The sequence below is a fragment of the Methylomonas sp. MgM2 genome, from assembly GCF_054172045.1.
Genome location: NZ_JBSYXO010000018.1, coordinates 59,358 through 81,506, shown reverse-complemented (window position 1 = coordinate 81,506; position 22,149 = coordinate 59,358). Strand labels below are relative to the sequence as shown.

Genomic DNA, 22,149 nt, shown 5'->3' with positions numbered 1-22,149 from the left:
TTCCCAGTCTAGCACAGTTCCGGTGAATACCCGCTCTCGACTAACGCGTTCTGTCATTCTTTATGATTGGTGCGAATTCGCGGCGGCTAAAGTGGGAAGGATCTAAGCGAATCATTCTTCGTTCGCATTTTCGGACATCTCGCTGACTAGCGATAAACGCTTTTTGCGCAGCTGTCGCCAACAGCTATCAAGCCCTTGTCGGTTCGCGCTAAGTTTCGATACTCAGGATTTATCAACATTCCTAAAAATTGCATTGTTAGAATGAGTAGCCGGGAGCGGATCAAACCGCCATCTTTCTCAATCTTTCCAACCTTTGCTAGTTTTCATTCCACAAAGGAGATTTTTATGCACGATCAAAAGAACGGTAAACAAGCGGAGGAATCGGTCTTGACCCCAACGTATGCAGCTAGGGAAATGACGAACAGCATACCGAGACACGCGATTCCCGAACAAAGCACGGCCCCGGATGTTGTCTACAATCTGATTCATGACGAATTGATATTGGACGGTAATTCCAGACAGAATCTGGCCACTTTCGTAACGACCTGGATGGAACCGCAGGCGGCCCGATTGATGAGCGAGTGTTTCGACAAGAATATGATAGACAAGGACGAATATCCGCAAACGGCGGAAATCGAAAGCCGTTGCGTCAGCATGTTGGCGAATTTATGGAATTCGCCCGGGCACGAAACCGCGACCGGAACCTCCACGATAGGTTCAAGCGAAGCCGCGATGCTGGGCGGGATGGCGATGAAATGGAACTGGCGCAAACAAAGGCAAAAAGCCGGAAAAACCGCCGATAAGCCGAATTTGGTCATGGGGGCGAATACCCAGATTTGCTGGCATAAATTCTGCCGATACTGGGATATAGAGGCGCGCGAGGTCAAAGCCGAAGGCAATCGTTTCACGCTCAATGCGGAGGAAGCGTTGAAGCTGGTCGATGAAAACACCATCGGGGTCGTCGTCATCATGGGGAGTACGATGGATGGCCGTTACGAGCCGGTCAAGGAAGTCGCCGAAGTATTGGACCGCTACCAACAGCAAACCGGTCTGGATATTCCCATTCATGTTGACGGCGCCAGCGGCGGTTTTATCGCGCCGTTCATTCAGCCTGAATTGGAATGGGACTTTCGGGTTTCCCGAGTGGTGTCGATTAACGCCTCCGGCCATAAATACGGGCTGGTCTATCCGGGGGTCGGCTGGATATTATGGCGCGACAAACAGCACCTACCGGAAGACCTGGTTTTTCATGTCAATTATCTGGGCGGCGACATGATCGATTTCTCGATCAATTTTTCCAGGCCGGGTAATCAGGTCGTAGCCCAATATTACAATTTCCTACGATTGGGTATGGACGGTTATAGGCGCATTCAGCAGGCCTGCCAGGATGTCGCTCTGTATTTGTCCGGCGAAATCGCCAAGCTAGGCCCATTCGAATTGATCACCGATGGCAGCGATATCCCGGTGTTTTGCTGGAAGTTAAAAAACGACGTCGCGGCAAGAACGAATTACACGCTGTTCGACATGGCCGACAAATTACGCGAACGAGGCTGGCTGGTTCCGGCGTACACCATGCCGCCCAATCGTCAGGACTTGGTAGTTCAGCGCGTCGTGGTGAAAGAAGGATTCAGCCGGGATATGGCGGACATGTTGTTGAACGACATGCGCCGAGCCGTGGAATGGTTTGCGTCGCAGCCCGGCTATGTCAGTAAGGAACGCGGCAGTCATTTCCATCACTGACGGACCTTGACGTTGGGGCCGAACGGTCCGGTTTTTTCCGCCTGATTAGCCATATGGGACGGGTTGCCGATAACCCGTCCCATATGGCATAGGCTTGCAACGTTTTCGAAAAATCAATTTCCCGGCTGCAGCGCAACGGCAACCTCCTTAAACTTGCCGTTCCGTAAAATCTTGAGCTTAACCACATCGCCTACTTGATGTTCATCCAGCAAGCCGATTAATGTCGGAATGGAATCGACCTCTTTGCCGTCCACGGCGACGATAATGTCGCCCGGCGTGATTCCGCTCTGATTTATCGTGGCGCCGATTAAGCCCGCTCTTTCGGCGGCCGATCCCGGTTGTACGCGCAATATCACAATGCCGGGCGTGTTGAGAACGGCGGTCAGGCGTTCATTAAGCTGCTGATCGATTTCTATGCCTAAGGCGGGGCGGATGTACTTGCCGTTTTTGATCAGCTCGGGTACGACTTTCATGACCGTGTCGACAGGGACGGCAAATCCGATTCCGGCCGATACGCCGCTGGGGCTGTAAATGGCGGTGTTAATGCCGATCAAGCGACCGGCCGAGTCCAATAAAGGCCCACCCGAGTTGCCGGGATTGATGGCCGCATCCGTTTGAATTAAATGCTCTATTGCCGGCCCTTCATCGCTTCCCAAGGTCCGGTCCAATGCCGAGACGATGCCGGTGGTCAATGTCCAATCCAAACCGAACGGGTTACCGATTGCAAACACCTTTTGCCCCACCTTCAAATCATGACTCGTGCCGATCGGTACCGGCCGGGGCCGTTTAAAGCCGACGCCGATTTTCAGCACGGCCATATCGTGGATTTGACTGGCGCCGACTAGGCTTGCCTTGTAATCGCGCCCGTCGGCCAATTTGACGATGGCCTCGTTCGCACCGGCGATGACGTGAAAATTGGTGACGACGTGGCCGGCCTCGTCCCAAATGAAGCCCGAACCAGTGCCTTTCGGTACGCTAAATACGTTACGCGTCCAAACGTCTTGCACCAGGGAGGTTGTGGAAATGTAAACGACCGACTCGCGCGATTTTTCGAAGACTTCGATGGTGTTTTTTTCGTCCTCCGCCAAGTCTCCGCGCGCCGTTACCGAACGGGCAGGTGCGACGTCCGGGACGAATAGCGATTCGATAAGCGGCAGGAATCGCCACAATAGCATCAGTGCGGCGGCGATCAATGCAAGGGCGATCATGCGGCGAGTGATTGGGTCGGTAGCGTTCGGTTCCGAATTCATGTCTGTCACCGGCTCAAGGTCTGGGTTGAGAACAATGGGGTTTCAGCGGATTCTAACCCGGCCGGTTGAATATGAATAGACCGTCGTGCCGGCTCGGGGAGTTCGAAAAATATATTTTCTACTCGGACGCTACTCGGGGCTTGAAAATGTTTATCGTTACCCCTAAATAGCGAGCGACGCCGGCAGGCGTTCAATCATTAACCCATGATTCTAAATTTTGAACCAATCGAGGTAAGTATTTCATGAGTATTCGTCCTTTACATGATCGCGTCGTTGTCAAACGTTTGGAAAACGAGACCACTTCGGCGGGCGGTATTGTGATTCCCGATAGCGCGCAGGAAAAACCGATCGTGGCTGAAGTCGCCGCCGTTGGTTTCGGTAAACCGTTACGTAACGGCGACGTTAGGCCGATGTCGGTAAAAGCCGGCGATAAGATCTTGGTCGGTAAATATTCCGGCGACGAAGTAAAAATCGACGGAATTAAATATGTCGTCCTGCGCGAAGACGATATTTTGGGTGTGCTAGAGGCTTAATCCGCATCAAGCGTAATCATTGGAGGAAAACATCGTATCTCAGCCAAAGGCGACGAGGCCTCGGTGGCGCTAGCGCGAGTGAAGGCGGGGGAAGGCGCTTACGGATACAACGCCGCCAGCGGCGATTACGGCGACATGATATAAATGGGCATATTGGATCCGACCAAGGTGACCCGTTGCGCGTTGCAAAATGCCGCATCGATCGCCGGATTGATGTTGACCACCGAAGTCATGGTAGGGGAATTGCCCAAAAAAGAAAAAGCAGGTGTGCCGGCAGGCGGCATAGACGATTATTAAGCCCTTGTTTTAAAAACCTTCCGGTGCCGTTTCGCCCCGCACTGCGGGGCTTTTTTTGCTTACGGTTTTTTCGGAATCGTAATCGTCAATACCCCGTTTCGATATTCGGTGTTCATATTGTCCGCATCAACAGGACCTGGCAATGTTAGAACTCTATGAAATTCGCCGACGAAACGTTCCCTATATCGGTAGTCGCTATTTTGGCCTCCCGCTTCTTGTTCGCTTTGATCGGTTTTGACCGAAATCGATAGTAGCTGACCGTCGAGCCGGACATTGATAGACGACTCGTCGGCACCCGGCGCATTGACCGTAACCAGATAATGATCCGGTTTGTCTTGTAGGTCGATCGCCGGAGATTTGCTCAGGCTGCCTAAGGGTGAATTTAAATGGAACCTGGAAGACGATTCTTCAAAAAGCTTTTCCATTTCACTCCACACGCGGTGCATTTCGGCATAGGGATTCCACGGTTGGCCGCTCAAGAAATCCTGGTCGGGTAACGGTCCCGGAGCAGGGGGCTTTGCGATATTCGGCCGGCTATCTCCCAACTTTTGGTTTGAGAGCCTTTGTCCGCTCAATTGATCCACCCGATCATGCAAGCGGAATAGCATATAGGTTTGAATGCCTAAAACGACGGCAAAAAATATCGCGACTGCTGCGATGATATGATTTTTCATGTCAACCTCCTTGATCAAATGCGCCTTTTCGACAAAAGGAGAGGTTACTTGTTCAATGCCGACGCGCCGTAATTCCCATCTGTAATCGAACGACAAACCAAGCGAGATAGCGGAATGGGGGGTGAATTTGAAACTTTTCGAAGATAAAAAAGCCGTCGGCCCTGAGGCGCGACGGCAACTAAGTATGCTCTATTCGACAAATTAGCAGTGCTTGCGACGAGTCATTCTGATTCCGGCTAGACCGACGCCGATTAACGCTAAAGTCATCGGTTCAGGCACCGTATTGGGGTTGCTGATTACGGCGCCGTTAGTGGATGCTAACGTCAATTGATCGCCGATCTCGTCACCGATGGACCGAATGGTAGCAAAGTTGATGGCGGTGGATTGGCCTGGCATCAAATCAAGGACATTAAACGTCAACGAGGCAAGAGAAAAAGAGCCGGGCTGATTGGCGATCAGATCAGCAGCGTCTTCCAAACTGAGTTGAGCCAAGGCCAAGATGCCGGGCGTAGTAATCGCGTCCATATCCTCGAAAGCAGTGAATCCTAGTTCAGTGCCAAAAGAACTCGAGAGCAAATCAAAACTCAATCTGGCGGGGTCGAAGCTCAGGTCAAAATCATAATCGCCGAGCGAACTGCTCGAAAAATTGCCTAGGCCGCTGATGGTTAAATCAAAGGTTACAGTATCGCCAGTTCCAGCTATTGTCGAGGATGGTGTCAAGCTTAACGAGACGCTATCGGGGACCTGAGCCTGAGCCTGTTGGATACAACTTAAGCCTAACAATAGTAGGGGTAAAACAATTCGGTTAAAAGTTTTCATCGGTTTCCTTTATGTTTGTTTAATGTATGAATCGTCAATATTGTGATGCTTAGAACAGGTCCGGGAGCAGGCTTATCCGACTCTCTTGGACCTGTGAATTTAAGCCGTTATATTGATTTAGGTATTAAGGAGCACAACGGGCATTGGTACATTGCACGGTACACTTACGTAGATCGTTATAGCTGACAATGCCGTCGCCGTCGATGTCGTAAAGTGGATTGCTAGTCCGGACGGCCGATTTGATGACCGCTAAGTCGTTTATATCCACGTCACCGTCAGTGTCTGTATCGCAGGAAGCTTGAGAGACATTCAGGTTAACGGTTTCCCGACAAACGTTACCGGCCCCGTCTTTGCCGACCAGTACGCCGCTGCCTGAGAGTGATGGATCGGTCAAACCAATGCCGAAAGTGGCTTCGCCGTCGCCAGGTGTAAATGGGGCGACCGTCAGAGTCAGGTTGGTAGCACCCGGATCCAGTTCAACGAAGAATACGCCGGTATCGGTGTCTATCTGGCCATTGCCGTTCAAATCTTCACCCGGATCCAAAATATCATTGTTGTTGACGTCTTCACTTGGACGGTTATCCGTGACGGTTCCGCTAGCGGAAGGCGGCGTTCCGGCATTGTTTTGAACCGAGCAGATCGGTGGGTTGGCATCGCCGGCTGGATTGATAAAGTCGAAAAGAGCGCCGCCGGGGTAAATGTAGGAGTCGTAGCTGTTATAGCCTTCGACGGTTATACCATGCCCCTCGTTGCTTGATGTGCTATGTACACCGTCCGTTAACGGTAAGCGGGCAACTGAATAAGCGGACGAACTAATGGAACTAAAAGATGATGCCGGAATTACTGAGCCATCCAACGTGGCGATACCTATTTGCGAGTCGGGAACAATTATAGATAGAAAATTCTGAGCAAATTGAGAACCACCCACAGTTGAAAATGTGTAACTGTTTTGATATTGCGCAAAGGGGACCATATTACCCATTGCAGGGTCACCTGAAATGGAACCGGGATAGCTAATGCCAGTCATGAATTGAGTGACAAAAATAGGTTTATCGGCTTCGATCAGGTCGTCGGTGCTGGATGAGAAAGAAAAGTACTGACCTTTGTCTAGAGTGGTAAGCAAAGCTCCATTCTTATTTACCGTTGTGTCATCCTCTGACGCAACAACTTGATAAAACGTTGTTTGTCGGTTTGGCAGGTTGGTAATGAGTACGCTTTTCCCCCAGCTTTGAACAGGCTGAGATATCTCGAAGGTATGGTCGCAGTATGTTGTTCCATACGGAACCTGAGTGCATTCGTCGCCATTAAGCATCCCAATTGGCCGGTCGGCCTGGATTAAGGTGCCGGTAAGATTGCTGGCGTTTCCTTGCGCTGCTGCTCTAGCCAGATAACCTTCACCTCTGTTCAACGTGACCGTAAACGGAATTCCGGCGGATCTGCCTACTAAATTTTTCGTGGGGGTGATTGTAACTTGGGTGTTGTCATAAGCAGCATATACACCAAATTCACCGTAACCGAAATTTGAATCCCAGTTTGAAACGATATATTCGGTGTTAAAAGTGTCAACAGGTAGACCTAATCCGGCGTCGGATGATACACTCAATCGATTGATCACATAAGCAACGAATTCTTTGTCGGCAAATAAATGTACATTGTTATTTTGGATTGTATTGGCTGTCCATCCGTCGGCGACTTGCGACGGCAGACTGACAATTTTAACAGTTCCGGGAGTGACGGTTATCGTTTGAGAAAACGTGGGGGAATTTACCGGATATTCAATTGTTACATCCGTGGTGACATCCGCCGTTAGATGTACCTCGTAATTGCCATTGGTTTGGTAGTTGCGTAACCATTGCAAAATAAAGTCAGTGCCCTTGTTATCCAGTGCGGCCTGACTGCTTATCGCAGTGGCCTGCATTAATGCTACCAGCAAAAGTTGGAGCATCAATTTTTTTTGTTTATCACGCATCGGAACTTCTCCAAAGTTTTTGATGAAAAAATTGGGTATAGGAGTTCGGTAAGTCGCAAACGATGCGGACGACGTTTAATTGATGATTTCGGCGCACTGATTTAATACCTGACATGCCTGATACCCGATTGTATGTTTCAAAGGTTTCTGTGAATGGTTTCACAAAAACACATCGTAATTAGCAGTTTCAGTGCCAATAAATAAAATAATTAATAAAATCATTTACTTTTTACGGATATTTGGAATTGGGGGATTTACACAAAAAGTCAGTGTAAAAAAAATTGACATATCCTGTTATGAAGATATTTCGCAACCGCTTATGGATATTTGGAATTGGATGAACTACACCAAAAGTCAATGTAAATAAATGAGATAGGATGAAGTACGAAAATAGAGGGTCACAGAAAATGACGGATTGGCCCGCGGGCTGGCGGGTAAACGACTCCGGTAATTCGGTTTGCCCATATTCTTAAGCCACCGATTTTTGTAAAAAAACCTGACAACGAACGTTTGTGTTTTAAATTATATTTTTTATTGCCTCTTCTGCGTCCGCCAGTTGTTGACGATTTGAGCCACGTCAAGATCGTCCGGACCTTCCCGCCAACCGGCATAGTAATCGACGTCGTTGCTTTTGGGTTCCGGGTTAGGGCGATAGATTTGTACGCGCGTGGGTAAAGGGGCGGCTTCACCCAGAACCAAGGCTTCGCCGCGGCCTAGCGCCGTCAGTATGTCGGTCAGGTCGCCTTCGGCCTCGGGGACCAGGCCTTTGATGTAGGCTTGGTCGTCCGGGTTGGTGGTTCTCAAACAGATGAATGAGCTGCATTGTGCCAGCATGGTTTCGGACAGTTCGGTCGGACGCTGGCTGACCACGCCGATCGAAACCCCGTATTTGCGGCCTTCTTTGGCGATCCGTTCCATCATGCGCTTGGTGCCGTCGAATTGGCCGCGTTCTCTGGGAATGTAGGCGTGGGCTTCCTCGCAAATCAAGGTGATCGGAAATTCGCGCCGTTTCGGGTTCCAGTAATTGAATTCGTAAGCAATCCGACCGATTTGAGCCGAAACGGCCGGCCGGATGTCGGTCGGTACCGAGCTCAAGTCGACCACCGTGATGTTGGCTTTTTTTTCGCCTAAACCTATGAATTGGCGTAACAGGTCCGTCATGCTGGCCGATGTGTTGCGTTTTTGGGGCTTAAGCAGAAAGTCGTAGCGTATGTCGTTGAAACGGCTTTGCATCCTGATCAAAAATTGGTCGAATTGCCCGAACAAAGCGCCATGGGTCTTGCCGAAATCCTTGCGTTCTTCGTTGGCGGTTTTGAATTGCATATACATTTCAGCCAACGAAAAATAAATCGGCGTATCGATCGTCACGCCCGGAAGTCCGATTTGTTTGGCTTCCTTGCGTTTCAGGGTTTGCAGCACTTCGCGCATGAAAGCCATTTGGGTGGACGCGCCTTTATCGTCTTTGTCGATGAACAAATCGACGAGTTCGGCGTAACTCATCATCCAATAAGGCATTTCCAAATCCAGCGCGTCGACATAGTTGACCAGGTTTTCCGGAAACGCCGATTGAATGTTGCCGTTGTCATCTTTCCAGCAATATTCGCCGTGCAAGTCCAACATGATCAAATGGGATTTAGGCATGGACTTGATGGTATTTTGGATCAAGCTGGTGACGGTCCAGGATTTGCCCGACCCTGATTGGCCTAGAATGGCGAAATGGCGCCCGAATAAAGCGCGCGGATCCAGGCTTAAATGATAATTTTTATGCGATGCCAATTGGCCGATGAAAAATTCATATTGGCGGAATTTGACGAAAATCGCGTTGATTTCGTTTAAGCCGACCGCATAAACGCAGGCGCCCGGAGTTGGATAATGGCGTACACCGCGGACAAACGTATTATTGTCGGTTAGTTCGCCTACCGGGATCAGCGATATGAATCGGTCGGTAGCGCGATTGCCTAAGTGATCGAAGCGGTCTCGTTCCCACATTTTGAAGACCAGGGCTAACACACCGATATCGGTTTGCCGGATCACCACGTACGAGCCTATATTGCCGGCCAGAATTTCTTCGTCGCCGACTTTGATTATCGGGACGGCAGTGGAATGTTGTTCGGTGATACGCGCATCCATGCCGTCACCACGGACTTCCACTAGAGTTCCAATCAGTATCTGTTCGTTGTCTGCCATGGTTTTTCCGCCTGCGATAAAATTAACGAATTAAGCGTAGCCCATTTTGGCTTTTGGAAGAAAAATCGCTGCGCTTTAGATCATGCAAAGAACCTTAATTGAGAAGAAAGATCACATGTTCAACCATCAATTTCCCCAAATCATGGGAATCCTGAATGTGACTCCCGATAGCTTTTCCGACGGGGGACGCTATAGCGGCATCGGCACGGCATTAGCCCAAGCCGGCATCATGATCGAGGAAGGCGCCGATATTCTAGACGTAGGCGGTGAGTCGACCCGCCCGGGTTCGGACCCTGTACCTGCCGAAGAACAAATTCGGCGAGTCGTGCCGGTAATCGAGGCGATTCGCGAGCGCCATCCTGTTATTCCGATCAGCATAGACACTACGTTGAGTGAAGTGGCCGAGGCGGCAGTGGCTGCGGGTGCGAATATAATCAACGATGTTTCCGGCGGACTCGGCGATCCTAAAATGCTGGCCATGGTTGCCGCGGCCGATGCGACCATCATTCTGATGCACATGCAGGGTACGCCTAAAACGATGCAGGACAATCCTTATTACGATGACGTTGTTACCGAAGTGATCGATGCACTTCGACGATGCATCGATTCGGCATTGGCGGCAGGTATAAAAGCGGAAAATCTGGCGATCGATCCGGGTATCGGGTTCGGGAAGCGCAAACAGGACAATATTGATTTATTGGCTCATCTAAACCGCTTTGTGAGTATGGGGTATCCGGTCTTATTGGGTACCAGTCGCAAACGTTTCATGGGCAGTATCTGCAATGTGGATGAACCGTGCGAACTCGTCACCGCGACGGCGGTAACCACGGCCTTAGGTGTTATGGCCGGCGTGCAAATGTTTAGGGTCCACGATGTCAAAGCGAACCGTCAGGCTGCGGACGTGGCTTGGGCTATTAAGCAGGCACAGTGACTACGCTCCATCCGAAATTAAGGCAATTGCAAAAGCAGTTCGCCGAATCGCCGTTGGTTCAAGTCGATGATGATCTTTTTCATGCCTGTGGTGTCGAGCTGTGGATAAAGCGCGACGATTTGTTGCATCCGATTATCTCAGGCAATAAATGGCGTAAGCTCAAATATATTCTCGATCATGCATTGAAGCTCGGTGCCGATACCGTCGTCAGCATGGGAGGCGCCTATTCAAATCATCTGCATGCGTTGGCGTTTGTTGGAAAATGGCTAGGTTTGAAGACGATCGCCTATGTAAGAGGAGAAAGGCCCGAGGCTTTGAACCCGACACTGGCCGATTTGCTGGATTGGGGGATGGATCTAAGGTTTGTTTCGCGCGTCGATTATCGCCGCTTACGTGCCTATAGGGCGCACGATAGTTTTCCCGGATTGAAAAGCGGCCAATACTGGTTACCCGAGGGCGGGGCGGCGGAATTAGCGTTAAAAGGCGTCGCGGACATCGTGCGGGAAATCGATATCGAGTTCGATGTACTGTTTACGGCCTGCGGTACCGGAACCACCTTGGCCGGATTAATCCAAGCCGCGCCGCCGCAAACGAAGCTAATTGGCGTCGCAGCACTAAAGGGCGCGGAATTTTTGAAGGCCGACGTGTCGCAAATGCGGTTTGAATCGAATTGCCCGGAGCGGGAATGGACGATTTTGCTTGATTATCATTTCGGCGGATTTGCAAAAAAAACGGCTGAATTATTGGAATTTATGCAGGCTTTCCAAGCCGGCCATGCCATACCGGTAGAACCGGTTTATACCGCTAAAGCGTTGTATGCGGTATACGATCTATTACAAAAGGGTTGTTTCAAATCGGGTCAACGTATCGTCGTACTGCACACCGGCGGTTTACAAGGCAGCAGATAATGCTCAATGGCCATTTGCCTTTGTATTGTCTATGATCCCCCTTATTAAAAATCAAACATCCTCGGAGTAAGCGCATGGATTTTGTGACGCAGCGATTCTCATCGATCAACGGTCAGATTCAAACCGTCTTTTTTCATTTGAAGTTGCTGGTGGCCGCGCTGATGCGTGAGCTGAACGAGGGAGGGCTGCAATTACATGCCAAAAGCCTGGTGTATACCAGTTTGCTTTCGCTGGCGCCGTTCTTGGCCGTTAGTTTTTCGATTTTGAAAGGCTTTGGGGTTCATAATCAAGTTGAGCCTTTGTTGCTGAAACTGTTGGAGCCGTTAGGCGAAAAGGGCGTGGAAGTAACCGAGAATATCATCGGTTTTGTTGAGAATATACAAGTCACTGTGTTGGGTTTCATTGGCTTTGCGATGCTTTTTTACACCGCGGTCTCATTGTTGGAACAAATCGAAGCTTGTTTCAACCATATATGGAGAGTTGCTAAACCCCGCTCGTTGTACCGGCGTTTTAGCGACTACCTCAGCATGATTTTGATTGGCCCGGTTTTACTGTTTTCGGCGATAGGCATCACTGCGTCTATGAGCAGTTCGGATTTGGTGCAACGTTTGATCGCTTTGGAACCCTTCGGCACGCTCTATTATGTACTAGGAATTCTTTTACCCTATATATTGATCTCGCTTGCGTTTAGTTTGGCCTATGCCTTTATGCCTAATACGCATGTTAAATGGGGGGCCGCGTTAATTGGTGGACTGTTTGCCGGCGTGGCCTGGAAAATCACCGGCGCGCTGTTCGCGAAATTTATTGCGGATTCGGCTCAATACAGTGCGATCTATTCCGGATTTGCGGTGATTCTGGTGTCGATGATTTGGTTATACGTCAGCTGGCTGATTTTATTGCTGGGGAGTGTGATTGTGTTTCATGTTCAATATCCCCGTTATCTGAGTTATGCCGCGCGCCGCCCGCATTTGAGCATTCAGTATCAGGAAGCATTAGGTATTTTACTAATGGCGTTAATCGGCAAGCAGCATATCTACGGCGGTTCGTTTTGTACGTTGAAGGTATTGGCCGATCGGGCGGGATTGCCTTGGGAACCCGTGGTCGAAATTTTGCAGATATTGACCGAGCACGGCTTTTTGACCACGGTGGGTGAGGAAGGCGGTAGTTATGTTTTGGCTCACGACTCGGATTCGATCATGTTAGAAGACATTTTAACTGTCATTCGTGTGCATGGAGACAATCCGGATCGTTCGCTCGCACAGATGGAGACGGGCAATGTCAAGGCCGGATTTTTGGCGGAATTGGCGTTATATCCCAAGCGAGCTATGCATGGACGCGCATTGCGGGACATTATTCCCCCAAACCCCTAATTGGAAAATATCGGCGTAGAAAACAATGCTCATGTTTACAAGGCAATCGATTCTGCTGGTGTTATTGGCCGTTGCCGCCGCGCCGGCGGTTGTGGCGATACCGAAGCTGAGCGATAGCGTCAAATTGATTAGCGGTGATAGCGCTAATCAACAGTCGCTAAGCGCGACGCCGCCGAACCCGCAAGATCTGTCCGCGGATTGGTGGCGTTATTTCGACGTCGATTCCGCCACCCTGAACCAGCGTATAGTTAAATTCAGTGAACGATTAACCGTTTGGGCTAAGGACGAGACCCTGAACAGGAAAGTCAATATCGCCCAATTGATTGAAAATCTACAGCGTTATCGGGAGTTGCGAGACAAACCGACCCCGGAAACGGCTGTGTCGATGGAACTACTGAATGCGTATACGTTGCGCCAGTGGCTAGACCTTGAACATAAGCGCCAAACAATGCAAGCCCAATTACAATCGGAAAGAGAAGACGGGCGACAGGATGAAAAACGCCATGCTGTCGAACGGCGCAGTTTGGATACGATGATGGCGGCTTATTTGGATGTCGCTGATCGAACCGAGGAAAAATTCGTACAGGGTGTGCGGATAATCGCGGAATGGGCTCAACTGGCCTTAGATAGCGAGCGTCTGCGTTTGAAAAAAGCGTTACTGGCTGTTAACGAGGCCCAGCTGACGCATTTGCTTAAAGAAATTAAAATTGCGCGTCAACGCATCGCCGTGAGCGAAAAAGATCTGGAACTGCTACAAAACGGCATCAAACAAGCCGAAAACGAGTTGGTAAACGCGCGCGAAAATCTTACCGAATTGCTATCGGTAATAGAGGTTACCAATCTCGAAACAGAAGTGGGACAAGCGCGTATTTTGCTTTCCAAACAGCGTATAACCCATGCAAGCATACAAGAAGCGCTTGCCGAGGCCGTATTGTCTCGCAAACGGATTGAGTCGGTTCTGACGCAAGTGCTGCTTGCGCCGGATGCCGGCCAACTCGATTTGTTTAAATCGGAATTGCGGGATCAGTCGGACAACATCGCGTCGCTGCGCGATCGCCTGGAAAACTGGCGCGAGAAAGCCGAAACCGATCAGGGACGCGCGGGAAAGTCTTTGGCCGACTTGTTTGTGGCGGCCGATACGCAAAGTAGCGAGTTGGTGTCGCTGACGCAGCAGCGTTTGGCTGTCGTGCAAAATACCTTGCTGTCGCTACAGCGCTTGGATAGTGAGATTCATGATGCGGAGCTGATTGCGGATTGGGTGAAGACCTTGGTCGCGAACAAGGAAGGCGCCTTGATAAGCAGCTGGAGCAACGTCAAATCCTCTACCGTGAGAATTTTGGAACTGGTTTGGGAGCGTTTGCAAGCCAGTTTGTTTAAGATCGGGGATACGCCGGTTACCGCATTGGGCCTGTTGCGTGTTTTATTGATTGTCACGTTGGCTTGGATTCTTTCGTATTTTGTGCGTAGAGGCTTAACCCATTTAAGCGAACGACAAGGCGGCAGCTTGACCTACCTCTATGCTCTAGGGCGGTTGATGCACTACTTGATATTGGTCATCGGCATCAGTATCGGTTTGTCTAGCATCGGCGTCGATCTGAGTAATTTTGCGCTGATCGCCGGCGCGTTAAGCTTGGGGGTGGGGTTCGGGTTACAGGCCGTCGTCAATAATTTCGTTTCCGGGTTGATCGTATTATTCGAACGCAGCGTGCGAATCGGCGATTTTGTCGAACTTGCGAACGGCTTGGCCGGCGAAGTCAAGGCGATCAACGTGCGTAGCACTTTGGTCACCACGACGGATATGGTGGATATTTTGGTGCCGAACTCGGAGTTTGTGAACGGTCAGGTCATCAATTGGACGCTGACTGACGCTTCCCGGCGTATCCATATCCCGTTCGGCGTGGCCTATGGCAGTGATAAGGATGCGGTGAAGAAGGCCGCATTGGAAGCGGCTTATAACACGCCGCATACCCTGAAGAACCTTAGTACCCGTGAGCCCGAAGTATGGTTGACGAATTTCGGCAATAGCAGCTTGGACTTCGAGTTAATCGTCTGGGTGTTGCCGCATGCCGTCAAAAGGCCGCAACGAGTGAGGGCGGCGTATTATTGGGAGTTGGAAACCGCGCTGAAAAAATACGGCATTGAAATTCCGTTTCCTCAGCGCGATTTACACATAAGAAGCGGCCTGTCCGTGCCGCAAGATGAACTTAAAAAAACCATTCAACCGGATTTCGCCGCAGGTGGCGAATCTAACCGGACTTAGGCGCTCGGTTCGTTGCTTTTGCTGCGTTTTGAGCTTGAGCCGACCCGTTTTTTGCTTTTTGCTTTTTTTATTGCGCCGGGGTCGAGCTTGGAAATATTCAGGGGTTTTCCGGCTACGCGGACTTTTTTCAAGGCCTGAAACAAGTCTTTGGGCATTCCGGCCGGCAGTTCGACGGTGCTGTAATGCTGTTCTATCTTGATCCGGGCGATGTGCTCACCGTCTATGCCGGTTTCGTTGGCAATCGCCCCGACGATGTTGCCCGGTTTGACGCCGTCGCTATGGCCGACTTCGATACGGAATAACTCCATGTCCACGGCCGAAGTTCGAGTTCTATCCCGCTTGGCTGTTCGGGTTTTGTTTGACTGATTTCGTTCGTCGACGCGTTCTCTATCGGCTCTTTTGGCCGACTCTTTCAGCAGTAGCGGGGTGTCGCCCTGCAGCAATTTCGCCAACGCGGCTGCGATATCGATTGCCGGGACGTTGTGTTCGACTTCGTATTGATTGATGAGTTGGTTATAAAAGCTCAATTCTTCGGCAGCCAGCGTATCGGTAATTCGTTGCTTGAAACGATTGATACGCGCATTGTTAATGAATTCCGTTGAAGGTAATTGCATTTCTTCAACTTTTTGCTTGGTGGCCTGTTCGATATTGCTTAATAGCCGCTTTTCTCGGGGTGAAACGAACAATATGGCATCGCCGGTACGGCCGGCGCGGCCTGTCCGGCCGATACGGTGTATATACGACTCGGTATCGTAAGGAATATCGTAGTTCACGACGTGAGTGATGCGATCGACGTCCAATCCGCGCGCCGCAACGTCGGTGGCAATCAAAATGTCCAGTTTGCCGCTTTTCAGATTTTCGATGGCTCGTTCTCTTAAGGCTTGCGACATGTCGCCATTGATTGCCGATGCAGAAAAGCCGCGGGCTTCCAGTTTTTCCGCGACTTCTATCGTGGCGGTCTTGGTTCTAACAAATATGATCATTCCGTCGAAATTTTCCGCTTCCAGAATCCGCGTTAAGGCATCCATTTTATGCAAGCCGCTGACGAACCAGTAGCGCTGGCGAATGTTCGCCGCAGTTGCAGTCTTGAATTTGATGGTGACCTGTTCGGGGTTGCTCAAGTATTTTTGGGCAATCTTGCGGATTTCGGTCGGCATCGTCGCCGAGAATAATGCCGTTTGCCGGGTCGATGGCGTTTGTTCCAGAATCCACTCGACGTCGTCGATAAAGCCCATGCGCAGCATTTCGTCCGCTTCATCCAACACCAGCGTTTTCAACAGCTCTAATTTTAATGTGCCTCGGCGCATGTGATCCATGACTCGGCCCGGTGTGCCGACGATCACGTGGGCGCCTCGGTTCAATTGACGCAGTTGCACCGTGTAGTCTTGGCCGCCGTATATCGGCAGGACGTGAAAGCCCTTGATTTGGGCTGCGTAACTTTGAAAGGCCTCGGCGACTTGGATGGCTAATTCGCGGGTCGGCGCCAGTATCAAGGCTTGCGGTTCTTTTTGTTTGATATCGATGCGGGTCAGTATAGGCAACGCGAACGCGGCGGTTTTGCCGGTGCCGGTTTGAGCTTGGCCCAATACGTCGCGACCATTCAGCACGAAAGGAATGATTTGAGCTTGTATAGGGGAGGGCGTTTCGTAGCCGATATTTTGTAAAGCTTTCAGAACCGGTTCGGATAACTCTAGATCTTTGAACGAAGGCGTTGGATTGGGGGTTTCGGACATCAAATTACCTGTAGAGAAAAAAGAAGGCGTCTTAACGCCATAGCTAGGGCGGCATTGTACCGCAATTTGCCGATACGGTGCTTAACGTATTGAAAACCTGGATAAAGCGAGCCGATTACCGAGTCAATTCTCGACTGGAGTAATGTAAACAAATAAACAAGAAAAATTGCGCGCCGAAAATGAGGTTGGCCATCAACAAATGAATGGGTTGGGCAATGGCGGGAAAGCCCAGTCTATCCAAGCTAACGCCCGCTAAAATGGCAGTGACGATCAAGCCTATCAGAGCGTAGGCTACCTTTAACAACAAACCGGGTTTGCCGGTGTTTTTACGAATCGTCCACGCCAACCATAGGTTGGTGAGTAAGATAATCGATGAAAAGGAACGATGTATATAGAATATGACGGGAAAGCTGTCGCGCCAATATTGACGATCGACATAGCTATCTTGGTGAGCAATGATATCGATCGTCTCTCTGATCTGTACACCCATCGCAATTTGCAGCAAGGTCATCAGCATCGCGATTTTCAGTACCCAATTAAAACGCGAACTTACCCATGTGGTGTTGAGTTGGGCCAATAGTACCTTTTGCGAGCGGCTGATGGTGTAAATCAATAAGGCGACGATGAATAGGGCCAACAGCATATGCAGCGTAATCATCAGCGGTTTTAGATTGCTGGCAACCACCGCCGATCCCAGCCAGCCTTGGAAGCTGACCAGAAACAATGCCGACAAAGCCAAGTAAAACGTGGGCTTGTCGGATTTAATGTAAATGCGCGACGACCAGACCGTCAGAATAACTAAAATCCCGGTGCTAACACCTATCAAGCGATTGGTGTATTCGGTCCAGGTTTTTACCGGGTTAAATGCCGTGTTTTCGTAGCCGCGGGCCGCATATATTTCATGGTAGTTGGCGGGCAATTGGGATTCGTCAGTCGGCGGTATCCATTGTCCGAAACAAGTGGGCCAATCCGGACAGCCCATGCCTGCGCCCGATGCGCGAACGATGCCTCCGACTAGAATGACGAAGTAGACGGCAAAAATAGTCAACGTGCCTAAGCGGCGAAAGCGGGCAGCGGCTTGGGGGTCTATCATATCGGATGAGAATTAAATCAACATGGATTGAGTGAGTTCGATTTCTTCGGATACGCCCTCGATTTCGAGAATTTCAGCATCGGCTTGCAATCCTAATTTGTCAAATGCCGGTACGGTAGACCAATCCACCCGACACACCGGATGGTCGGTACCGGCAATACTGTGTAAGAAGGCAACTTGTACCAGGTCTACATAGTCGGCAGGCCCTTCGTGTCCGCGCTGAAAATCTAAATATTCGGAAGCAACCAGTTTAAGCTCTTGCGGGAAGTTCCAGGTATCCATAATGATTTTGCCGACGTGAGTATGGGCTTTTTCCAATAACTTTTCCAAACGCGAAGGGCTGTCTCTAAATTCGGGGATTTTTTCGACTAAAGTCAAGATGGGTAGCTTGCCGATCTGATGTATCAATCCGGCCAACATGGCCTCGTCGGCATTCAAATTAGGTACCAATGCGGCTAATGCGCGACTAATAGCGGAAACGCTAACGCCTTGTTCCCAAATGTTCCGAAAATAGTGTTCTAACAATGCCGACGCCGGCTTAAACATCTGTTGCACGACCAAACTGGTAATCAGCGTTCGAATCGTACTATTGCCAAGCCGGGTTACTGCCATTTGGATGTTCTTAATTTCATTGGTGCCGCGGTATAAAGGACTATTTACGACCTGAATCAGGCGAGCGGATATGGCGGGATCCGTTGCAATCATTTCCGCCAATTCCTGGGCCGATGTATCTCCTCTGGAAACCGCGTCGCGAACCTTCAGGGCAACATCCGGCAATGTCGGCAATACGAGCCGGTTGGCCTCCAGTTCGATTTTGACGTGAGCAAGAAAGTCTTGAACGGATCTGAATTGCATGATTTGGATTTTTAGCTATTGAAAAGGAATAAGAACAATTGGTGTGCGTTCCCGATCGTCCAGTATAAGGTTTTTGCTTCCTTCGTCACCTGTTTGTAACACGGCTAGCATCCGGGTAACGCCATCTAAAGCCTGTAGCTCTATAATTTCGCCTACTTTTTCCCTAGTTTTACTGTTTATTGCGCTAAGGTCGCGTCCTTTCTCCGGTTGTAAATTACCCTCGCATTCCAAAAGACAAAGATGACGTTTGGCTTTTCCTAAGTAACGTGTGCGAGCAATAATTTCCTGGCCCGTATAACAACCTTTATTGTAGCTGATACCGCCGAGTTGATCGATATTGAGCATTTGTGGGATGTATTTTTCCGATTGGTTCGCATCAAACCAAGGGAAGCCATGAGAAATGTCTTGATAACGCCAGAGCTTGCAATCCCCTTTCTCAAAGCTGTCGAGCACGTTAACAGAATGAGTCAAGACATTGCTAATACATAGGAAGCGCGGGTTGGAAGATGGCAGTTTTATCGCAATCAGGGTATCGCCTTGAGTGCAATGAAAATCAAGGGTTGGTAATGAAAGAGCATCACCAAAATCGGGATTGCCGAGGCCTGTCACGGAAACGGTGCGATCTTTGCCGCTAAGTTGAACTTTAGACCTCAATACGTACATTTGTAATTTTTTGAGCACTTTATCTTGCAGGCTAAGCGGTAAAACTAATAAAAAGCCCTCCTGGGTTTTTAATATTATTAGTGTGCTTATCACCCGCCCTTTCGGGTTGCAAAACGCGGCGATACTGGCTTTAGAATCGCTCAAGTCGTTAATGTTGCATGTAAGTTGCCCTTGTAAAAATTGGCTGGCGTCGTTGCCTGTAACCTCTATGCAGGCTAGATAGTTTAATTGATATAAAGTGTTGTTTGGGTTATTCACCCGAAAATCAGTAGACATTGAAATCCAAAATAAATAGTGAGCCACGCGAGAATGAACATGTATTTTACACACCTTGCTTTGAATTGATGACCGGCGGATGGCAAAAGCGACTGAAAAAGCATTACATTTCCGTATCATGCCTTCGACTGAGTTCAAGGCAATATCCGACGCATTTCACGGACTGGCAATCTTAGCGTGCTGGTGGAATGATCTTTCGGAACTAATACGGATTAGTTTAACGATTGCGATCGTTATATTATGGCGACTGCATGGAAATAGACGGAACGCAGGCCCTGTACATCTGAGTTATACTGGTGGCGAAGGATGGCGAGTATCATTGGACGGAGAAGATTACATGCAAGCCGTGATTATGAATACGACTGTTATTTTAAACGCGGTTATATTTTTACATTTTAAAATGGAAAATCAAGCGAATAGGACGCTGTTGATTACTAAAGGCTCCTTAGCAAACAACGAATTCCGCCGCTTGCGTGTCAAATTAATACTTTCATTGTGTGGTCAGGAGCGATGAACAGCAATATCCGGACGTCGGCACAGCTAGCGATTAACAGGCTTAAAAGTTTACCGGCACTGCCCGAAGCGAGCGTCAAGATTCTCGAGGCCATCAATGATCCTGATATTTCAATAGAAAAATTGTCCGAAGTGTTGTCATTGTCTCCGAGCTTAGTGGCGCGCCTTCTGGGGTTGGCCAATTCGGCGTATTTTGGACAGATAAGGCCGATCACGGAGTTACGGACGGCGATTATTCAAGTTTTAGGTTTGCAGCTGGTAAAAAGCCTTGCCGTCGGCATCGTTTTAAACGTTCAGATTGATACGAGCGAGTGTAAAAATTTCGATACGAGATCTTTTTGGATGCACTCATTATTAACTGCAATGGGTGCGCAAAAATTGTTTTCGGCGAGTCGAATCAGGAACGCGGACGCTTCGACGATCTATACCAGTGGTTTGCTGTTGCATATTGGTTTATTGGCGATAGTGTATTTGTTTCCAAAAGACATGGACGAAGTTCTTGCAACCAAACAAAAAGATTATCTGGAATTAAGTCAGGCTATCAGTTTACATTTGGGATTGAACCATTATCAATTGGGGTATATGTTGTTAAACAAATGGCAACTGCCCGATGTTTATCAGGCGGTTTTACGTCATTTCGAAGACGTTGAACTGAAAGGGGACCAAGCAAAACAAATTCTTGTTCTACGTGCCAGTCAGCAAATTTGTTGGTTGTTACTGGACGAAACGGCATGCGAAAAAGACGAAGCTTTTCTGCAGCGGATAGCCGACAGTACTGCGTTATCCTTTGATGCCATTGCAGAAGCGTTTAATGAGCTCTTCGAAAAAAGAGAAAATATTTTAAAACTTGCTGACGCTATAGGAAATATATGAGTACTTCCGTTGATCGAGGCAGGATTAATGCGTGGGAGGGCACCGGCGTGCAAGATTTGATAATTGATCTGGTAAATGCCTTGTCAGCCGTAAAGTCGCTGTCGGAAGTCAGCTGTGAAATGGCCGATGAAAAGACGTTGATCAGGCAAGCCTTGTCGGGCTTGCTGAATAATCAAGATATGGAACGGTGTTCTTTTTTTATCGTTAACAGCGACGGCATGTTAAGCAACGTGACGGGCTTAAGTATCGTTGAATCGCTTGATTCCCGCGAAATCCGGTCGGCCACAACGATGCAGTTTAAGTTTGGGGAAGGCATTATCGGAAGAGCGGCGGCGAGTCGGGAAATACAGTATTGCGAGAACTGTTTTGAAGACGAACGCTTTACCAAAGCCGGCGGCGGGGCGTATACGCCGGGTTCGATTGTTTGCGCGCCGGTTGCCACTTTACATAATGTGTTGATTGGGGTTTTGAATGTTTCGCATCCGCAGCCGTATTTTTTTACGGATTGGCATGTAAGGCTTTTGGAGGTCTACACCAATATTCTGGGTCAGTTGATTACTAATCGCCGATTATTTCAGCAGATGGAAATGCAGATTGCTTTAAGGACGGCTGAGCTGGAGCGTTTGGTTGATGAAACGAGCCAGCTAAAGGACCATTATGTGAATTTATCCATGCACGATCAATTAACCGGTTTGCACAATAGGCGGTATTTCTACGATCAGGTCGAGCTGGCGCTTGCGCAACATAAACGATACAACTCTCCGTTTTGCGTTCTGGTGATGGACATCGACCACTTCAAGTTGATTAATGATAAATACGGTCATGTTTTCGGCGATCAAGTATTGATTACCGTCGCCGAAACATTGAAAGAGCAAGTTCGGAGTACGGATATCCTGGTGCGTTTCGGTGGCGAGGAGTTTGTCATAATATTTACCAATACCTATTATGACAGTGGGAGGAACTTTGCCGAGCGTATTAGAAAAGAAATCAAAAAATTGTCATGGCGGGTTGCTAACGAAGATGTTGGTATTACAATTAGCGTCGGGATTTATTGTTTGGACCCGAAAGATGTGGCTATTGACCGGGCTTTAGATATCGATCAGATTATTCATTTCGCCGATACCGCCTTATATGAGGCTAAAGACAAAGGCCGTGATCGGGTCGAAGTCTACGAATAGTGCTGTACTCAAAAAGGCGTCGCTCAA

18 protein-coding genes and 1 pseudogene are annotated in these 22,149 nt (G+C 49.2%); 10 read left to right on the top strand and 9 right to left on the bottom strand.

Annotation, left to right across the window (positions count from 1 at the left end; translation table 11 throughout):
- Positions 1-345: 345 nt before the first annotated feature.
- Positions 346-1,740 (top strand): glutamate decarboxylase, encoded by a 1,395-nt coding sequence (locus ACW73I_RS14280; protein WP_458030063.1) that lies wholly within the window; start codon positions 346-348, stop codon positions 1,738-1,740.
- A gap of 113 nt (positions 1,741-1,853) precedes the next feature.
- On the opposite strand, the gene ACW73I_RS14275 is transcribed toward ACW73I_RS14280, so the two are convergent.
- A complete protein-coding gene (locus ACW73I_RS14275; RefSeq protein WP_458030062.1) occupies positions 1,854-2,990 on the bottom strand; it encodes a S1C family serine protease in 1,137 nt (378 codons plus the stop codon).
- Between the two features lie 242 nt (positions 2,991-3,232).
- Here ACW73I_RS14275 and ACW73I_RS14270 point away from each other — a divergent pair, with 242 nt between their 5' ends.
- The gene (locus ACW73I_RS14270; RefSeq protein ID WP_458030061.1) at positions 3,233-3,523 is read left to right on the top strand and encodes a co-chaperone GroES; all 291 of its coding nucleotides are present in this window, start codon (positions 3,233-3,235) and stop codon (positions 3,521-3,523) included.
- 36 nt (positions 3,524-3,559) lie between these two features.
- A pseudogene (locus tag ACW73I_RS14265) lies at positions 3,560-3,820 on the top strand (TCP-1/cpn60 chaperonin family protein); the annotation flags it as partial.
- A 59-nt stretch (positions 3,821-3,879) separates the two neighbouring features.
- Here the strand turns inward: ACW73I_RS14265 and ACW73I_RS14260 are convergent.
- The 4 genes from ACW73I_RS14260 to ACW73I_RS14245 form a co-directional block, all read right to left on the bottom strand.
- Positions 3,880-4,494, bottom strand: a complete 615-nt coding sequence (locus tag ACW73I_RS14260; RefSeq protein WP_458030060.1) for an Hsp20/alpha crystallin family protein — start codon at positions 4,492-4,494, stop codon at positions 3,880-3,882.
- Between the two features lie 201 nt (positions 4,495-4,695).
- Complete coding sequence (locus ACW73I_RS14255) at positions 4,696-5,313, bottom strand: cohesin domain-containing protein (protein ID WP_458030059.1); 618 nt, start codon at positions 5,311-5,313, stop codon at positions 4,696-4,698.
- A gap of 124 nt (positions 5,314-5,437) precedes the next feature.
- Positions 5,438-7,282 carry a hypothetical protein gene (locus ACW73I_RS14250; RefSeq protein ID WP_458030058.1) on the bottom strand — a complete coding sequence of 615 codons (1,845 nt, stop codon included), beginning with the start codon at positions 7,280-7,282 and terminating at the stop codon, positions 5,438-5,440.
- Positions 7,283-7,813: 531 nt separating this feature from the next.
- The gene (locus tag ACW73I_RS14245; RefSeq protein WP_458030057.1) at positions 7,814-9,469 is read right to left on the bottom strand and encodes an ATP-binding protein; all 1,656 of its coding nucleotides are present in this window, start codon (positions 9,467-9,469) and stop codon (positions 7,814-7,816) included.
- A gap of 115 nt (positions 9,470-9,584) precedes the next feature.
- Here ACW73I_RS14245 and folP point away from each other — a divergent pair, with 115 nt between their 5' ends.
- The 4 genes from folP (at position 9,585) to ACW73I_RS14225 (ending at position 14,938) form a co-directional block, all read left to right on the top strand.
- A complete protein-coding gene (folP, locus tag ACW73I_RS14240) occupies positions 9,585-10,400 on the top strand; it encodes a dihydropteroate synthase (protein ID WP_458030056.1) in 816 nt (271 codons plus the stop codon).
- A complete protein-coding gene (locus ACW73I_RS14235) occupies positions 10,397-11,308 on the top strand; it encodes a 1-aminocyclopropane-1-carboxylate deaminase/D-cysteine desulfhydrase (RefSeq protein ID WP_458030055.1) in 912 nt (303 codons plus the stop codon). Before folP ends, ACW73I_RS14235 begins: the two co-directional genes overlap by 4 nt.
- Before the next feature lie 74 nt (positions 11,309-11,382).
- A complete protein-coding gene (locus ACW73I_RS14230; protein WP_458030054.1) occupies positions 11,383-12,678 on the top strand; it encodes a YhjD/YihY/BrkB family envelope integrity protein in 1,296 nt (431 codons plus the stop codon).
- A 31-nt stretch (positions 12,679-12,709) separates the two neighbouring features.
- Positions 12,710-14,938, top strand: a complete 2,229-nt coding sequence (locus tag ACW73I_RS14225) for a mechanosensitive ion channel domain-containing protein (protein ID WP_458030053.1) — start codon at positions 12,710-12,712, stop codon at positions 14,936-14,938.
- Here ACW73I_RS14225 and ACW73I_RS14220 read toward each other — a convergent pair.
- From ACW73I_RS14220 to ygfZ, 4 genes are all read right to left on the bottom strand, one after another.
- On the bottom strand, positions 14,935-16,671 hold the full coding sequence (locus tag ACW73I_RS14220; protein WP_458030052.1) for a DEAD/DEAH box helicase: 1,737 nt from the start codon (positions 16,669-16,671) through the stop codon (positions 14,935-14,937). The two genes, ACW73I_RS14225 and ACW73I_RS14220, sit on opposite strands and share 4 nt — an antisense overlap.
- 115 nt (positions 16,672-16,786) lie before the next feature.
- Positions 16,787-17,764: a COX15/CtaA family protein gene (locus ACW73I_RS14215; RefSeq protein WP_458030051.1), complete on the bottom strand. Its 978-nt coding sequence runs from the start codon at positions 17,762-17,764 to the stop codon at positions 16,787-16,789.
- A gap of 12 nt (positions 17,765-17,776) precedes the next feature.
- Entirely contained in the window at positions 17,777-18,619 is an 843-nt protein-coding gene (locus ACW73I_RS14210) for an HDOD domain-containing protein (RefSeq protein ID WP_458030050.1), read from the bottom strand.
- A 15-nt stretch (positions 18,620-18,634) separates the two neighbouring features.
- Positions 18,635-19,558 (bottom strand): CAF17-like 4Fe-4S cluster assembly/insertion protein YgfZ, encoded by a 924-nt coding sequence (ygfZ, locus tag ACW73I_RS14205; protein ID WP_458030049.1) that lies wholly within the window; start codon positions 19,556-19,558, stop codon positions 18,635-18,637.
- Positions 19,559-19,637: 79 nt separating this feature from the next.
- On the opposite strand from ygfZ, the gene ACW73I_RS14200 reads away from it, so the two are divergent.
- The 3 genes from ACW73I_RS14200 to ACW73I_RS14190 are packed head-to-tail and all read left to right on the top strand — an operon-like array spanning position 19,638 to position 22,122.
- Positions 19,638-20,072 (top strand): protein YgfX, encoded by a 435-nt coding sequence (locus ACW73I_RS14200; protein WP_458030048.1) that lies wholly within the window; start codon positions 19,638-19,640, stop codon positions 20,070-20,072.
- Positions 20,069-20,944 (top strand): HDOD domain-containing protein, encoded by an 876-nt coding sequence (locus tag ACW73I_RS14195; RefSeq protein WP_458030047.1) that lies wholly within the window; start codon positions 20,069-20,071, stop codon positions 20,942-20,944. The genes ACW73I_RS14200 and ACW73I_RS14195 overlap by 4 nt, the downstream gene beginning before the upstream one ends.
- Positions 20,941-22,122: a diguanylate cyclase gene (locus tag ACW73I_RS14190; protein ID WP_458030046.1), complete on the top strand. Its 1,182-nt coding sequence runs from the start codon at positions 20,941-20,943 to the stop codon at positions 22,120-22,122. Before ACW73I_RS14195 ends, ACW73I_RS14190 begins: the two co-directional genes overlap by 4 nt.
- Positions 22,123-22,149 lie beyond the last annotated feature (27 nt).

Bases quoted from the DNA above. Each gene is read 5' to 3' on its own strand.
- ACW73I_RS14280 (WP_458030063.1), top strand. From the start codon at position 346: ATGCACGATCAAAAGAACGGTAAACAAGCGGAGGAATCGGTCTTGACC.
- ACW73I_RS14275 (WP_458030062.1), bottom strand. From the start codon at position 2,990: ATGAATTCGGAACCGAACGCTACCGACCCAATCACTCGCCGCATGATC.
- ACW73I_RS14270 (WP_458030061.1), top strand. From the start codon at position 3,233: ATGAGTATTCGTCCTTTACATGATCGCGTCGTTGTCAAACGTTTGGAA.
- ACW73I_RS14260 (WP_458030060.1), bottom strand. From the start codon at position 4,494: ATGAAAAATCATATCATCGCAGCAGTCGCGATATTTTTTGCCGTCGTT.
- ACW73I_RS14255 (WP_458030059.1), bottom strand. From the start codon at position 5,313: ATGAAAACTTTTAACCGAATTGTTTTACCCCTACTATTGTTAGGCTTA.
- ACW73I_RS14250 (WP_458030058.1), bottom strand. From the start codon at position 7,282: ATGCGTGATAAACAAAAAAAATTGATGCTCCAACTTTTGCTGGTAGCA.
- ACW73I_RS14245 (WP_458030057.1), bottom strand. From the start codon at position 9,469: ATGGCAGACAACGAACAGATACTGATTGGAACTCTAGTGGAAGTCCGT.
- folP (WP_458030056.1), top strand. From the start codon at position 9,585: ATGTTCAACCATCAATTTCCCCAAATCATGGGAATCCTGAATGTGACT.
- ACW73I_RS14230 (WP_458030054.1), top strand. From the start codon at position 11,383: ATGGATTTTGTGACGCAGCGATTCTCATCGATCAACGGTCAGATTCAA.
- ACW73I_RS14225 (WP_458030053.1), top strand. From the start codon at position 12,710: ATGTTTACAAGGCAATCGATTCTGCTGGTGTTATTGGCCGTTGCCGCC.
- ACW73I_RS14220 (WP_458030052.1), bottom strand. From the start codon at position 16,671: ATGTCCGAAACCCCCAATCCAACGCCTTCGTTCAAAGATCTAGAGTTA.
- ACW73I_RS14215 (WP_458030051.1), bottom strand. From the start codon at position 17,764: ATGATAGACCCCCAAGCCGCTGCCCGCTTTCGCCGCTTAGGCACGTTG.
- ACW73I_RS14210 (WP_458030050.1), bottom strand. From the start codon at position 18,619: ATGCAATTCAGATCCGTTCAAGACTTTCTTGCTCACGTCAAAATCGAA.
- ygfZ (WP_458030049.1), bottom strand. From the start codon at position 19,558: ATGTCTACTGATTTTCGGGTGAATAACCCAAACAACACTTTATATCAA.
- ACW73I_RS14200 (WP_458030048.1), top strand. From the start codon at position 19,638: ATGGCAAAAGCGACTGAAAAAGCATTACATTTCCGTATCATGCCTTCG.
- ACW73I_RS14195 (WP_458030047.1), top strand. From the start codon at position 20,069: ATGAACAGCAATATCCGGACGTCGGCACAGCTAGCGATTAACAGGCTT.
- ACW73I_RS14190 (WP_458030046.1), top strand. From the start codon at position 20,941: ATGAGTACTTCCGTTGATCGAGGCAGGATTAATGCGTGGGAGGGCACC.